Below are 14,327 nucleotides of genomic sequence, written 5' to 3' on the forward strand. Positions count from 1 at the left end.
ATTATTCCGTTATATCAAGTTCATAGGGAATGCGAATATTCACCTTCAGTCCCTGCGGCTCGTTGTGCGTCAGTACCAGCGAGAAGTTGTGATCATAAAGGGCAGCCAGTCGTTCGCGGGTATTGACCAAACCAACGCCACTGTGCTCGGACTTTGGTAATCCACCATCCAAAGGAACGCCTGGCCCATTATCAGCAACTTCCAGCAACAGATCGTGGCCAAACTTTTTCGCCGATATAGCGATGTGTCCGCCATCAACCTGGGTGGCTACAGCATACTTTATGGCATTTTCAATCAGGGGTTGCAAGATCAAACTCGGCACCAGCGCCTGACATGCATCCTCACTCACTTCAAAAGTCACTTTCAAACGCTCTGAAAAACGAACCTTTTCAATTTCCAGATACAAGCGGGCAGCACTGATTTCCTGTTGCAACGGTACCTTTTTTATTGGGTCCTTGTACAACGAATAGCGCAAGAAGTCACTCAGCCGAGTCACCATTTTCTCCGCCGTATCGTTTTCTCGAGTCAGTACCAGCGTAGAAATTGCATTCAAGGTATTAAACAAAAAGTGGGGATTTAACTGATAACGCAGCATTTTTAACTGGGCTTCGTGCGCCCGGTTAGTAGCCGTCAACAGCTTTTGCTTTTCCCGCTGCAGCGTCTGGTAATACTTGATACCAAAATAGAGACCACTCCAGCTTAAAATCACATAAAACGACACCTGAGCATTTCGCAGATACAACTGCACCCAACTCCAGCTTTTGGGCTGAAAGCCATGGCGATAAATTTCCCAATAGGTATGGTTTTTGAAGATGGTCCAGACCACACCGACCAGAGTAGCTAACAGCAATACGGTCAGCATCATTTTCAACGGATGCCAATACCAGGCCCGTTGATAGATGTATCGCAGTGGTATGGTAAGCAGCCAGCCAACAAAGGTATCAAGCATCACCACCCAAAAGTAGGCATTCCGCACTTCCAACACCAGGGAACCAAGATAATGCACCACGGCAAAGCCGATCCAGCCTAAGGTGTGTAGCAGCCAGAACTGCAGATGTCTTTTATCGTCTAGATTGTGTAACAAAGCGCCACCAAAACTGCTTGTCAGAACTGAAATTATACCCCACTGACGCCTTGCTGCAGCTCAGTTAAACCTGATTCCCACTGCATTAGTCGCAACGGCGCTGATAACGGATGCCAAGGCGTTGCAGAATAAAACTTAGTAGCCAGGCCGGACCTATCAGCAAGAAGAATATATCCTGGAAAAAAGAGGGTTTTTTGCCTTCGATATGATGGCCAATAAACTGCAGCAGCCACATTACGACAAAAAGTAGTAAGCTGCTGAGCCAAAGCGGCCAGCCAAGCGCCAGTTCATGCCAACGCAACCCGCTAAATACCAAGGCAGTAAAGAGTGTCATCCCGGCCCCCAGGGCAAAAGACAAACTGAAGTAAAACACCAGCACCGGTACCGCTATCAGCATGGCCCAGTTAATCTCGCTGGCAGCTAAGCCGCTAAAAGGCATAGGTACAGACCAGAGCAAACCAAATACGGTGGCATAGATCACAGGCACCGCCAGCCAGTGGATGGCTTTATTGGTAGGGTTTTGATGACTTTCTGCGTACTCAGCGAACCACTGCTGTGCTGTTTTCATTGTTGGACCTGGCGCTTATTGACTGCTCCTACCAGATTAATCCAATGGTTAACAATGTCAAGTGAAGGCTTATTCGGTAAGGCCGGACAGCACCGGCACCGGCTTGCGATCAGGCCCCAACGCGACAAAAGTAAAGCTGCCGGAAATCGCTTTGTGCTGATCGTCCTGGTACATATGCTCCAGAAAAATATCCACATGCACCCGAATACTGGTGCGACCGACATGATCCACTTTAGCAACCAGTTCAATCAGAGTGCCGGCCGGTATGGCCTCTTTAAAATCAACCCGGTCTGATGACACCGTAACCAGTGGCTTACGGCAAAAACGGGTGGCAGCGATAAAAGCCGCTTCATCCATCCAGGCCAGCGCCTCCCCCCCAAACAAGGTATTGTGATGATTGGTACGCCCCGGAAACACGGTTTTGGTTACCCGGGTAATGGCATGTTGCATGCGTTTGGCAATTAAAGCATCCTGATTGTCTGTGCTCATGCTGATAGGCCCTGTTGGTTGGGGTGTGCGGGCGCGCATTGTACGTGAACGCCCACCAAATGCAATGCGCTGCTTTGCATGGTTTTGGTGATTAATAACTTAGCATTGGGCCAAGTGGCCTGCCACCAACCAGATGCAGATGGATATGGTACACCTCCTGACCACCATGCTGATTGCAGTTCATAATCAGCCGGTAGCCGTCTTCAGCAATGCCCTCGGCAGCAGCCAACTGACGCGCCACAGTAAAGAGCCGGCCAAGGGCTTGCTCATCTTCTGGTTTCACATCGTTCACCGTTGGTATTAGATGGTTTGGAATGATCAGGATATGGCTGGGTGCTCTGGGGTTGATATCACGAAAAGCTGTGACCAACTCATCCTGATACAGGATATCGGCCGGGATTTCACCACGCACAATTTTGCTGAAAATAGTTTCTTCCGCCATGAGGATTCCTTGTCATGTTACAATCAGCAGAGTCTGTCTGCAGGAGAATTCAGTATATATGAAGGCTTTAATTCAATACCAGCTTCGTTGCGTTGATATCGCCGCTCATTTGATTGAGATGGAGCTGACTATTCAACCTCAGGGCACAGAGCCACTGCGGTTGCAACTGCCCGCCTGGATCCCCGGCAGCTATATGATCCGCGACTTTGCCCGTAACCTGATCTGGCTCACCGCCAGCGACAAAGATGGTGCTTTGGAGGTACTAAAAACCGATAAACAAAGCTGGCAAGTTCACCATCGCGGTCAAGCAGTTAGGGTTCATTACCAGTTGTATGCTTATGATCGATCCGTTCGGGCTGCTTACCTGGATGATGAGGTCGCTATACTCAACCCAGCTTGCCTTTGCTTAGCGGTCGCTGGTATGGAAGAATTACCGCATCAGCTGCAGGTCGATGCCCCCACCGACCCGACGACTTCAGACTGGCGACTGGCGACCGCCCTGCCACCGGCCGCGGATACGACTTTCCTTGGTTTTGGCACTTATGTTGCGAGCGACTACCAGCACTTGATTGATAGCCCTCTGCTAGCCGGCCATTTCCAGCTGACCGAGTTTCACATCGATGCAGTACCGCACTATTTGGTAGTCAGTGGCCGTAATTTGAGTGATCAACAGCGCTTTACTGCAGACTTAACCACCATCTGCCAGCAACAAAAAGCCATCTTTGGCAGCTTACCGGCCGATTTAACCAACTACTGGTTTTTAACCTGGGTCACCGACTCCGGCTTTGGTGGCTTAGAGCATAATGACTCGACCTTACTGCTGTGCAGTCGTTTTGATTTGCCAGCCGCCGGACAACAGCAAATTAATGAAGGCTATCAGACTCTACTCAGTCTGTGCAGCCATGAGTATCTCCATACCTGGTGGGTCAAGCGCTTAAAACCCGCCGAGTTTCATCCGTACCAGCTGGCGCAGGAGCACTACAGCCGGCAACTTTGGATCTACGAAGGCTTTACCTCTTATCTGGATGATTTAGCCTTGTACAGCAGCGGCCTGCAAAGTGCGGCCGATTACCTGCTGGCGTTGGAAAAAACCATCAGCAGAGTCACGCGTAACCCAAGTGATGGCGTGCAATCACTAGAGGACAGCAGCTTTGATGCCTGGACCAAGTTTTACAAACAGGATGAAAATGCGGTCAATGCCATCGCCAGTTATTACGCTAAAGGGGCTCTGGTCGCCCTTGCTCTGGATGCCGCTTTAACCGCGCATGGCCGGAGTTTACCGCAACTGATGCAACAGCTGTGGCAAGACTATCTGACCTCAGGTACACCAAATGGCGCCATTGCCAGCGTTCTTAAAAGCTGGCAGCTGCCTGAGCTTGCCAGCCAACTGACCAACTGGGTGCAGCAGCCAAAACCAATCCCCCTGGCAGATCACCTGCCCGCTCTTGGCTTAGCACTCAACTGGCGTGCTCCGCTGAAACCGGACGACTTAAGTGGCCCTGCAGCAAGCAATGGCAACGCCTGGCTGGGTGCTCAGTACCTGAGCACCGAGCAAGGCATCAAGCTCACAGCTGTCTATGATCAGGGGCCGGCACATCAGGCGGGTTTAATGGTGGGTGACGAGCTGCTGGCCGTTGAAGGATTTCGGTTAAACAGCAACAGTGTCACTGAGCTGCTGCTACGCCTACCCAAACAAAAGGCTCTATCCTTGCATCTGTTCCGCCGGGATCGCTTGCTGGAGCGCACTCTGGAGCTGACAGCGCCACCAGCGACGGTGGCACAGCTCACCATTGTGGATGAAAGCGCCTGGAGCGCCTGGTGGGCCAGTCAGGCCCGGACAGAACGTTAAGGGTTTTCACTTTTCAAAGGAGGGGCGGCTTCTGGCATGAGCAGCGCCGGGTCCAGCCGCTCCTGAAACCAGTTAATGCGCCAGTCCAGATGTGGGCCTGTTACCCGACCGGTCGCGCCCATATCCGCTACCAACTGGCCCTGAGTGACTTTGTCACCGACAGCCACATGGAAGGCGTCCAGATGCATCAAGGTAGTACTCACGCCATAACCATGATCGATGATCAGGGTCAGCCCCGAATAGTACAAATCTTCTGCCAGCGTCACCACACCGGTCATTGGCGCGAACACCGGGCTGCCAACGGGGCCGGCGATATCCAGCCCAAGATGAGGATTACGTGGCTGACCGTTAAAAATGCGTTGTGAGCCATAGACGCCGGTAATACGACCATAAGCAGGCCATACCGGCTGCTGAAAAGCATAGGGCAAATCAGTATCCATCGCCCGTGCGGACTGTACCAGTTGGCTGTCACGCCGGATTTGCGCTAACACCTCTGGTGGCGGGCTGACAAAACGTTGCTCGACACCTTCAATACGCTGAATATCGTATTCACGGGCCTGAAAGCTAAGCGGCAAAGTGAGTTGCTGACCATCAAGCTCAAGCCGCAGTTGATGCTGTAAGGGTGCATCGCGGCCAATACCAAAGACCAATTGGCCATCCGGGCTCACCGCCAGTTGCTGCTCGTTAAACCAGGCCTTGGTGCCAACTGGCACTGAAGCCCGGATGAGACTGCCTTGTGTAAGCGTCCCCTGCAGTTCAATCCGATCAGCCGTTAGCTCGTTTGCCAAAGCAACTGTGTTCAATGTCAGGCCTAAAAGACTAGCTGACAGCAATAGCGCCTTTACCAACCCCTTCATAGGCTACCACCTTGTATTGATGTTCTGCATCCAGTGTTTTTAGCTCACCGGCAATGTAATCAGCCAAACATTCGACTGTGGTATCGCACGGTACAAGTTCGCAGTGACTTGCTGGCAAACAAATTTCAAAAACTCCCTGTCCGGACTGATAACGCGAACAGAGATCGCCGACATTGGCCTGCAGCCACTTCAAATCAGCTGGCTGACACAGGTCCTGTTCGGTGATTAGATAAATATCCTGCCAGCGATCGGCCCAAAACTTGTTTAGCCGCGGCGATAACATGCCATCCTGATAGATTTGGATGGTTGAACGATGGCCATGGGCAATGCGTTGACAGTTGCCATCGTGCTTTTTTAAGCCATGACTGTACTGATAATAAAAACCCTGACTGGCCTCCGGGCGCAAGGTTAACCGCACCTCTTTCACATTATCCGGAAGCTTTCCGGCCAGTTGCTGCAAAATAAATTGCTCTATCGACTGCAGATTTACCTGTTCAGCTTGAAGTAGTGCAAAGGCTTGAGTCGGGCCAGACACCTGAATATCGCCTCTGGCACTGGTAAACTTTACCAGCTGCTGCTTATCCTGTTCCGTCAGCGTACAGCCAGGAAAATCGGTCGGAACCGCCAAGGCATGGTCGATGCTGCCATCAATGGCTTTTTTAATCACTTTTTTCACCAGGCCAAAATCAAACACCATGGAGGTTTTATCCAGACTGCCGTGCAACTCGACATCAACAATCAGGCTTTCACCAAGTAGGCCGCGTTCAGCGCAAAGGTAGGAAAAATCGATGACCGTCAGATCACGTACAAATAAAATCATAACAACTCACAGGCTAACAAGATAACCACATTATACGGTAGCCGCCGGCACAATGGCAGGCTTAGCGCTCATGTTCCTTTAACCAGGCATTAAGTAAACCTACCTGGCCGCATTTATGCGCGGCATACATCAATCGCAGTGCATTACTGATAATAGTGCTGTCGTTCCAATCGGTTTTTTGCTGGATATCCTGATAACACTGCATCGCCTCCGGGGTCAGATAACCCCGCAGTTCTTTTTTACCAGCTTGTTTCTGCCGTTCGCGGTAACGTCGCTGCTTTTCGGCATTGCTTAGCGCTTGTTTATCCTGTTCGCTCATGCGGCCCCCCCAATGCTGACTAAATGCTGATGTTATGGCTGGTCTGCAGCAATTTTGCACTAATCGGACTTGCTTAGCGTACAAGTGTTCGCTAAGCTCCCCAGCAGGAAAATTCAGACCTCGTTTAGTGGAATCAACATACATGATGAAGAATAGCTTTACAAAAGAAGAATTGGTGGCATGCGGCCGCGGTGAATTATTTGGCCCAGGCAACAGCCAGCTCCCTATCGATCAGATGCTGATGATGGATCGTATTGTACATATTTCTGAGGAAGGCGGCGAATTTGGTAAAGGTGAAATTATCGCTGAGCTGGATATCACACCCGAGCTGTGGTTCTTTGCCTGCCACTTTCAAGGTGATCCCGTGATGCCTGGCTGTCTTGGCCTGGATGCGATGTGGCAGCTGGTAGGCTTCTTCCTGGGAGCCTCTGGTGGCCCGGGCAAAGGCCGGGCCCTGGGTGTAGGTGAAGTAAAGTTCACCGGCCAGATCCTGCCTACCGCGAAAAAAGTGACTTACCGCATCACTATGAAGCGTGTGATTAAACGTAAACTTTATATGGGCATTGGCGATGGTTCTGTCAGCGTGGATGGCCGTGAAATTTACACCGCAAAAGACTTAAAAGTGGGTTTGTTCACCGATACCAGCAGTTTCTAAAGATAAAGCCTCTGTCTATATAATGCCACAAGCCCCGCACCGCGGGGCTTGTTCATAGTTATTCGTTCTGATTTACATGCTCTTGTTAAAGAGACCCGTGCCACGATCTTCCATGGCTTCGCGCCAGCCTCCTAACCACTGGGAGCGTACATCGAGATTTTGATAAGGACAGATTTCTTTTGAGCGGCCAGTGACTCCGGCCCGGTAACCTTGTGCGTGTGCACGTTCAAGACGATCACGTTTTTGTCTTTTCATACGGCAGTCTTCCTCAATCGTTTTTGATGACAATACTGAATGCATTCATCCAGTCCGCACTTAATAGATAAGGCAAAGTTGACAAAGGTTCAACCCTGTTTTCGACACAATCGCAACCCGTCAGACTAACCAGCTGATATGACAGCTAAATTACAGAAAAAAGAATCTGTTCATTTTTTGCAAGCAAAGAAGGTGGAAAGCGGAATATAAGTTGCTAGCGGATCACATGCGACCTGTGATCAGACCGAAAAAAAACCGGTAAAGCAATGACTTCACCGGTTTCGATGTTTCGAGGAGTGATTTAACGGCTTTGTGGCAAGGTTGGGTATTTAATACCGGCCATTTCGTACATCACCCGAATGACCTGCACACTGTAACCAAATTCATTGTCGTACCAGACGTACAATACGCAGCGATCACCATCAACGATGGTGGCTTGAGAATCAACCACACCGGCGTAACGAGAGCCCACCAAATCGGACGAAACGATTTCAGTCGAACTGGTGTAATCAATTTGATCCTGCAGCTCTGAGAACAAAGCGGTGTGCTGCAAAAACTCATTGAGCTCATCTTTGCTGGTGGCTTTATCGAGGTTCAGTGACAGGATGGCCATCGATACATTAGGCGTAGGCACCCGAATCGCATTGCCAGTCAGTTTGCCTTTGAGCTCAGGTAAGGCTTTGGCGACAGCACTGGCCGCACCAGTAGAAGTAATCACCATATTCAGCGGTGCTGCCCGCCCCCGACGCTCCGCTTTGTGGAAGTTATCAATCAGGTTCTGATCGTTGGTGTAGGAATGAACGGTCTCCACATGACCGTTGCGAATGCCGAAGGCATCATTCAGAGCTTTTAACACTGGCGTGATGGCGTTGGTGGTGCAACTGGCAGCAGACACAATTTTGTGCTCAGGCAGGATCATGTCCTGGTTGACACCATAAACCACATTCGGTACTTCGCCTTTGGCCGGTGCCGTTAACAGCACCCGGGCAGTTCCTTTGGATTCAAAGTGAATCGCCAGCGCTTTATCGTCTTTCCAAACACCAGTATTATCAACCACCAAGGCATTGTTGATGCCATATTGGGTGTAATCCACATCGCTTGGCGAATTAGCATAAATCACCTTGATGAAAGTCCCATTTGCTTTGATGCCCTGGTTTTCATGATCAACGGTGATGCTGCCATTAAAGAGGCCATGAATGGAGTCACGGCGCAGCAAGCTGGCACGTTTTTCCAAGTCGCCTTCTTTGCCTCCCCGCACCACGATAGCTCGCAGCCGCAATTTGCTGCTCGGGCCATTGCGCTCCAGCATCAGACGAGCCAGCAAACGGCCGATACGGCCAAAACCATAGAGCACTACATCGGTCGGCTTCACACTATCGGGGTTATCGAGCAGTTCAGCCAATTCACGCTTTAAATAATCTTGCAGGCTGGCACCATTGGACGAGTTTTTGTGCTGGTAACCGTAGGCCAGTTTACCAACATCAATGCGACCTGGTGCTAGCTCCAGCTGACTGATGGCTTCTAAAATTGGAAAACTTTCCCGCAAACGGAGTTTTTGTCCTTCGTAACGCTCCACCATTTTATGGGCTTTAATCAGCTCAATGGTAGTTGCGTTGACCAGAGGCTTGCCATAGACCACAACTTCGACGCCTTTGTTGCGGTACAAGCGGCCGATAAGCGGCAGCATGTTCTCGGCAAATTCCTGGCGCTCCTGCCAGCTCTTCTGGTACTGTTCTTCGTGTGATAGGGTCATAATTCGGCCTTTTAACGTCAGTCTGCTGAATGGAATGGGTTCAGATACAGAGGCCGCCCTCGCGAGCGGCGGCCTATTGTAATAGAAACTGAAAGGTTACCACAACAGTTACGGCTTTTTTTCCGCAAACTGTAAAGAGACCGAGTTGACGCAATAACGTTGGCCAGTCGGTGCCGGCCCATCGTCGAACACATGGCCAAGGTGTGCATCGCAGTTGGCGCAGAGGATCTCGGTGCGAACCATGCCATGGCTGTGATCGGCCTGATAACGCACTTTGCCCTCCAACGACTGATAAAAGGATGGCCAGCCGCAACCCGCATCAAACTTGGTAGTGGAGTCAAATAAAGCAGCGCCACAACAGATGCAGTGGTAGCTGCCATTGGCCTCGTGGAACAGCAAGTCACCGCTAAAGGGTCGCTCGGTTCCTTTCAACCGGGTAACCCGGTACTGCTCTGGGTTTAATTGTTGCTGCCACTCGGCGTCGCTTTTTTTCATGGTTCTCTCCTTAAGCTTATTGGATTAACCACCGAAAGGTTTCACCCCAATCAACAGCTGATGCAAATGAAAGGCAAACAGCCAGAACAATACTATACCAATAAGCAGCGAAGCCAGATCACGCGATAACAACCCGGTTCGTTGAATATTTTCTGCCCGGTCGCGGCGACGACTGATGGCGAAGCAGGCAACAGACCACGCTAAAAAGCTACCAAACAAGACCACAGCCACTGTGGTGCCATTACTTAGCAGATGGGACAGTGCCCAGATTTTGGTGGCCAGCAGCATAGGATGGCCAACTTTGGCTTTTAACCAGGAGCCTGGTACATAGGTTGCTGCCAACAAAATAAAGGCAAAGAAAGTCAGTAAAGCGGTCAGATGCCCCATCCAATGCGGTGGCAGCCAAATCAGACCTGTGCTCTGTCGTGCTGTGCTGTAGCCAAGCACCAGCAACACAAAGCCCGTCAGTGAAATCAACGTATAGAACCCTTTCCAACCAAGTGGTCCCCACTGGTTCATCCTGGCGGCACGCCAGTTGGGTGCCAACATCCGACTGGAGTGGATGCCCAAAAAAAGTACTAATCCTGCAAGCAATAACACCATGGTTGTATCCTTTTATCGTTTTAAATATTCATTGCATGATCACTGTAGGGGTAATCGTGCGCTTCCAGGCTTTCCTGATAACTCTCGACCCGGTCAGCTGCAATATCAGTGCGGTAAAACTGAGCTATGTGGTAAACCGCATCGCCTTCATTGACCAAAGGCAGCTTCAGCAAGCCGATAATAATGCCGCTATAAGGCGAGCGAATTTCCTGTTCTGACTCACCAAAGGGGTCTGATACCACGCCAAGCACGGTCTGATCTTTCAGCACCCGCTCACCTTCACGAACAAAAGCCCGGAAAATGCCACTTTGTGGTGCTCGTACCCAGGCACTGGAGCGTGCCATAACCGGCTCTTTTTGCTGAAAGCGTCTGGATGGTGGCAGCATATTTAGTGCCCGCATCACCCGCAGAATCCCTTCAACACCACCACGAATGGAGACTTCATCAAAACGCAGTGCTTCGCCGGCTTCGTACAACAAGGTTGGGATCTTGTTTTGTCCTGCCGCTTCGCGCAGTGAGCCTTCACGCAGCTCAGAATTGAGGATCACCGGGGTACCGAAGGCTTTGGCAAGCCGCAGCGCTTCCGGATCATCCAGATCAGCCCTGATTTGTGGCAAATTAAAGCGATGCAAAGCGCCGGTATGCAAATCTATGCCATGGGTGGCCTGACTGACCACCTCGGTCATAAAAAGCCGTGCCAGCCGTCCAGCCATCGACCCCTTGTTGGAGCCAGGAAAGCTGCGATTTAAATCACGCCTGTCTGGTAAATATCGGCTTTGGTTAATAAAGCCGTGCAAATTCACCACAGGCACCGCCAGTAAGGTGCCCTTTAGGCGTTTTAGTGCCGGTACTTGAAGCAGCCGGCGAATGATTTCTACACCATTGATTTCATCCCCGTGGATCGCAGCACTAATAAAAAGTACTGGCCCATGCTGCCGGCCGCAGAGCACCTGTACCGGCATCGTTACCGGGGTATGGGTATAGAGCTTACTGCCACGCACATCGATGGTTTTGCGCTCACCGGGCTTTACCTCAACACCACCAATCCGAATACTACGATTACGACTTCGGCCTTGCTCACTCATTCAACCACGCCCCTTGGTTTTGGTTCGGTTCGGTTTGGCGTTCTTTTCGATAAACTCAATTATGGCACCGGCAATGTCTTTGCCGGAGGCGCCTTCTATCCCTTCCAGGCCAGGTGACGAGTTCACTTCCATCACCACTGGGCCATGATTGGAGCGTAGCAAATCCACACCACAGACATTCAGCCCCATCACCTTGGCTGCCCGAATGGCAGTGGCCCGCTCTTCTGGCGTGATCCGACACAGCTGGGCGGTGCCACCTCGATGCAAGTTGGAGCGAAACTCACCTTCTTTGGCCTGGCGTTTCATCGCGGCCACTACCTTGCCCCCAATCACAAAGGCTCGGATGTCGGAGCCTTTGGCTTCTTTAATAAACTCCTGCACCAGAATGTGCTGCTTTAAGCCCATAAAGGCCTGGATCACGCTTTCCGCTGCCTGGTTGGTTTCCGCCAACACCACACCGATGCCCTGAGTGCCTTCCAGCAATTTGATCACCGCTGGCGCGCCACCGACAATACTGAGCAGATCTTCAATATCATCTGGTGAGTGGGCAAAGCTGGTGACTGGCAAACCGATGCCGCGTCTTGATAACAGCTGTAGGCTGCGCAGTTTATCGCGCGAGCGGCTGATAGCGACCGACTCATTCAGCGGATAGACATTCATCATCTCGAACTGACGCAACACGGCCGTGCCATAAAAGGTAATGGAGGCACCAATACGCGGGATCACCGCATCAAAGCCTGTCAGAACTTCCCCTTTGTAGTGAATTTCCGGATTGTGCGAGGTAATGTTCATGTAGCAACGCAGCGCATCAATCACCCGCACTTCATGGCCGCGTTGTTGCGCAGCTTCGACCAGCCGTTTGGTGGAGTAAAGTTTTGGGTTGCGGGACAAAATGGCGATTTTCATACAGACTTAACCTTATCAGATAACGGCTCATTGGTTGGTAGAGGCTGCAAATAAGAAGCCTCTGGTACCACCACAAAGCGATGGCGTAAGGCCTCGCGGCCCAGCAGCATCCGAAATAGCATGGTGTCACGGCTGGTCAGCGACACTTCAATGGCGAAGCGCTCTTGCCCCACCATTACTTCGGTTTTGATAAAATAGCGCTCAGTGGTATGCCCACCCGAGTCGGTCACTTCGCGCTTATCATGCACTTTGGCTTCACACCAAATCACCTGCTCGGTGTTGTGCTGTAAGGGGTGCATGCCAAACCGGACCCACTCTTCGCCTTCTTTTTGAAAAGACTCCACGGAAAAAGCATGCAAGGCAGAGCTGCGCGCGCCGGTATCCACTTTGCACTTAATGTGTGGGATCTGCAGCTCTGGCAGTGCCACCCACTCCCGCCAGCCAATGGGGCTGACTTCATTCCTTATTGGCTTCAATACACTTTTGCTCCTGCTCCATCCAGCGCCGGGGTAATTCTAAGCAAACGCCCGCGCGCATCATCGGTTAATACATACAAGGCGCCGTCTGGTCCGGTGCGGACATCACGGATACGCTCAGCCAGCTCAGCCAATAGTACCTCAACAATCTCTGCTCCTTGCTCTGTCAGGCGAACCCGCTGCAGCTGACGACCTGCCAAAGCACCGACCAACAGATCGCCCTGCCAGTCGACAAATAAGTCGCCCTGATACAGGGTGAGGCCAGAAGGAGCTATCGAAGGGGTCCAGTCGAGCAACGGTAGCTGCATACCCTGATACGCGGTAAAAGGGGTGATACGAGCACCGGTGTAATCAATGCCCTGGGTCACCACAGGCCAGCCATAATTCAGGCCTGGCTGAATTCGATTGAGTTCATCGCCGCCTTTGGGGCCGTGTTCATGACTAAGCAGCTGCTGATTGGCGCTATCATACACCAGCCCTTGCACATTGCGATGACCATAACTGTAGATTTCTGCTAAAGCACCTGTCTGACCAAAAAATGGATTATCTTCAGGCACGGTACCATCCGGCCAGAGTCGTACAATGCTACCCAAGTGACTGCTTAGCCGCTGCGCTTCCTCACGGTAATCAAAGCCATCACCAAGGCTAAGAACCAGGCTGCCATCGCTAAGGAATGCCAACCGGCCGCCGTAATGGGCATTGCCGGTTTTGGCCGGATAGGTCCGGAAAATCTCAGTCAGCTCAGTTAACTCCAGCCGGCTTAAATCCAGGCGGGCACGGGCAAGGCAGGTATGATTAGCCCGCATGCGGCCACATGCATAACTAAGAAATATCTGTTGGCTTTGGGCAAAATCAGGGGCTGGTACCACATCAAACAGCCCGGCCTGGCCGGAAGCAAACACCGTAGGAAGCCCGGCAATGGGTTCTGGTTCCAATCGGCCATCTGCATGGATCAACCGCAATCGCCCGGGCCGCTCCGTCACCAGCATGGTACCACCGGATAAAAAGGCCAAAGACCAGGGGTGTTCCAGCTCATTGACCAAAGTTTCAATCCGATAATCGCTCTCCACAGCGCTTGCAGCTGGTGTAACTAACCCATTGAGCAGCATTACAGGGAGCAGCAGTGCTGCCAGCGCACTGGCATCAACCTGCCTGTTTGATCCGGCTCCTGACGATTGTTGCAGAGCTCTGGCAAAAAGTGCACCAGCCAAGGCTGCCATCAACAACAAACTAAGCAAACCCGGCAGACTTCTGCTTGCTGCAATTAAAGTCGGCATCGGGGCAAGCGCATTCACCAATAACAAAGTGCACAGCAAGCCAATGCCTGCCGCCAGAGCAAATAACGCCACCTGCCAGCGTGAAGCTACCCACCTTCTTAGCCAGAACGCTATGCTCTGTGATACCAGATAGCTGCAGCTGAAAATAGCCGCGTAGACAGGCGCAAAATGACGCAAATCATGCAGACTGGTTGTCAGTCGTTCACTGAATGAAATAGCAATACCAAGTTGCTGCAGAGCCAATAAGTTAAACTGAGTTTGCGCCAGGGTGCTAAGCAGCACGGCCAGTAAGCAAGTCCAAATGAAATGCAGCAGCAGTTTGCGCCAAGCAGAGACAGCCAACATGGATTTCCTCCCCATCCTTCATATCAATAAGCGACTCGCGTCTAAGAGA

General features: G+C 51.4%; 17 protein-coding genes. 2 read left to right on the forward strand and 15 right to left on the reverse strand.

Features of this window, described 5'->3' with window-relative positions; genetic code table 11:
* Position 1: 1 nt before the first annotated feature.
* The 4 genes from BLW37_RS03740 to hinT all read right to left on the reverse strand — a co-directional run bounded on the left by BLW37_RS03740 (position 2) and on the right by hinT (position 2,583).
* Complete coding sequence (locus BLW37_RS03740) at positions 2-1,084, reverse strand: sensor histidine kinase (RefSeq protein ID WP_091339736.1); 1,083 nt, start codon at positions 1,082-1,084, stop codon at positions 2-4.
* Positions 1,085-1,169: 85 nt separating this feature from the next.
* A complete protein-coding gene (locus BLW37_RS03745) occupies positions 1,170-1,652 on the reverse strand; it encodes an Mpo1 family 2-hydroxy fatty acid dioxygenase (protein ID WP_091339738.1) in 483 nt (160 codons plus the stop codon).
* Between the two features lie 69 nt (positions 1,653-1,721).
* Positions 1,722-2,141 carry an acyl-CoA thioesterase gene (locus tag BLW37_RS03750; protein WP_091339741.1) on the reverse strand — a complete coding sequence of 140 codons (420 nt, stop codon included), beginning with the start codon at positions 2,139-2,141 and terminating at the stop codon, positions 1,722-1,724.
* 91 nt (positions 2,142-2,232) lie between these two features.
* Complete coding sequence (hinT, locus tag BLW37_RS03755) at positions 2,233-2,583, reverse strand: purine nucleoside phosphoramidase (protein WP_091339744.1); 351 nt, start codon at positions 2,581-2,583, stop codon at positions 2,233-2,235.
* Between the two features lie 58 nt (positions 2,584-2,641).
* Here hinT and BLW37_RS03760 point away from each other — a divergent pair, with 58 nt between their 5' ends.
* Positions 2,642-4,432 carry a M61 family metallopeptidase gene (locus tag BLW37_RS03760; protein ID WP_091339746.1) on the forward strand — a complete coding sequence of 597 codons (1,791 nt, stop codon included), beginning with the start codon at positions 2,642-2,644 and terminating at the stop codon, positions 4,430-4,432.
* Here the strand turns inward: BLW37_RS03760 and BLW37_RS03765 are convergent.
* The 3 genes from BLW37_RS03765 to BLW37_RS03775 form a co-directional block, all read right to left on the reverse strand.
* Complete coding sequence (locus BLW37_RS03765) at positions 4,429-5,289, reverse strand: M23 family metallopeptidase (RefSeq protein WP_091339749.1); 861 nt, start codon at positions 5,287-5,289, stop codon at positions 4,429-4,431. The two genes, BLW37_RS03760 and BLW37_RS03765, sit on opposite strands and share 4 nt — an antisense overlap.
* Positions 5,252-6,109, reverse strand: a complete 858-nt coding sequence (locus tag BLW37_RS03770; protein WP_091339752.1) for a 6-carboxytetrahydropterin synthase — start codon at positions 6,107-6,109, stop codon at positions 5,252-5,254. Before BLW37_RS03770 ends, BLW37_RS03765 begins: the two co-directional genes overlap by 38 nt.
* A gap of 61 nt (positions 6,110-6,170) precedes the next feature.
* A complete protein-coding gene (locus BLW37_RS03775) occupies positions 6,171-6,428 on the reverse strand; it encodes a hypothetical protein (RefSeq protein ID WP_091339755.1) in 258 nt (85 codons plus the stop codon).
* A 142-nt stretch (positions 6,429-6,570) separates the two neighbouring features.
* On the opposite strand from BLW37_RS03775, the gene fabA reads away from it, so the two are divergent.
* Complete coding sequence (fabA, locus tag BLW37_RS03780) at positions 6,571-7,083, forward strand: 3-hydroxyacyl-[acyl-carrier-protein] dehydratase FabA (RefSeq protein WP_091339758.1); 513 nt, start codon at positions 6,571-6,573, stop codon at positions 7,081-7,083.
* 72 nt (positions 7,084-7,155) lie between these two features.
* On the opposite strand, the gene rmf is transcribed toward fabA, so the two are convergent.
* The 8 genes from rmf to BLW37_RS03820 all read right to left on the reverse strand — a co-directional run bounded on the left by rmf (position 7,156) and on the right by BLW37_RS03820 (position 14,278).
* Positions 7,156-7,338 carry a ribosome modulation factor gene (rmf, locus tag BLW37_RS03785; protein ID WP_091339760.1) on the reverse strand — a complete coding sequence of 61 codons (183 nt, stop codon included), beginning with the start codon at positions 7,336-7,338 and terminating at the stop codon, positions 7,156-7,158.
* Between the two features lie 301 nt (positions 7,339-7,639).
* A complete protein-coding gene (locus tag BLW37_RS03790) occupies positions 7,640-9,091 on the reverse strand; it encodes a glyceraldehyde-3-phosphate dehydrogenase (protein WP_091339763.1) in 1,452 nt (483 codons plus the stop codon).
* Positions 9,092-9,199: 108 nt separating this feature from the next.
* Positions 9,200-9,586: a peptide-methionine (R)-S-oxide reductase MsrB gene (gene msrB, locus BLW37_RS03795; RefSeq protein ID WP_091339767.1), complete on the reverse strand. Its 387-nt coding sequence runs from the start codon at positions 9,584-9,586 to the stop codon at positions 9,200-9,202.
* A gap of 24 nt (positions 9,587-9,610) precedes the next feature.
* The gene (locus BLW37_RS03800) at positions 9,611-10,189 is read right to left on the reverse strand and encodes an NnrU family protein (protein ID WP_091339770.1); all 579 of its coding nucleotides are present in this window, start codon (positions 10,187-10,189) and stop codon (positions 9,611-9,613) included.
* Positions 10,190-10,209: 20 nt separating this feature from the next.
* Entirely contained in the window at positions 10,210-11,274 is a 1,065-nt protein-coding gene (locus tag BLW37_RS03805; protein WP_091339774.1) for a succinylglutamate desuccinylase/aspartoacylase family protein, read from the reverse strand.
* The gene (rimK, locus tag BLW37_RS03810) at positions 11,275-12,180 is read right to left on the reverse strand and encodes a 30S ribosomal protein S6--L-glutamate ligase (RefSeq protein ID WP_091339777.1); all 906 of its coding nucleotides are present in this window, start codon (positions 12,178-12,180) and stop codon (positions 11,275-11,277) included.
* Complete coding sequence (locus BLW37_RS03815) at positions 12,177-12,656, reverse strand: ATP-dependent zinc protease family protein (protein ID WP_091339779.1); 480 nt, start codon at positions 12,654-12,656, stop codon at positions 12,177-12,179. The genes rimK and BLW37_RS03815 overlap by 4 nt, the downstream gene beginning before the upstream one ends.
* Complete coding sequence (locus BLW37_RS03820) at positions 12,653-14,278, reverse strand: PQQ-dependent sugar dehydrogenase (protein WP_091339782.1); 1,626 nt, start codon at positions 14,276-14,278, stop codon at positions 12,653-12,655. Before BLW37_RS03820 ends, BLW37_RS03815 begins: the two co-directional genes overlap by 4 nt.
* Between the last annotated feature and the right edge of the window lie 49 nt (positions 14,279-14,327).

It is taken from the genome of Alkalimonas amylolytica (genome assembly GCF_900107845.1).
Lineage (GTDB): Bacteria > Pseudomonadota > Gammaproteobacteria > Enterobacterales > Alteromonadaceae > Alkalimonas > Alkalimonas amylolytica.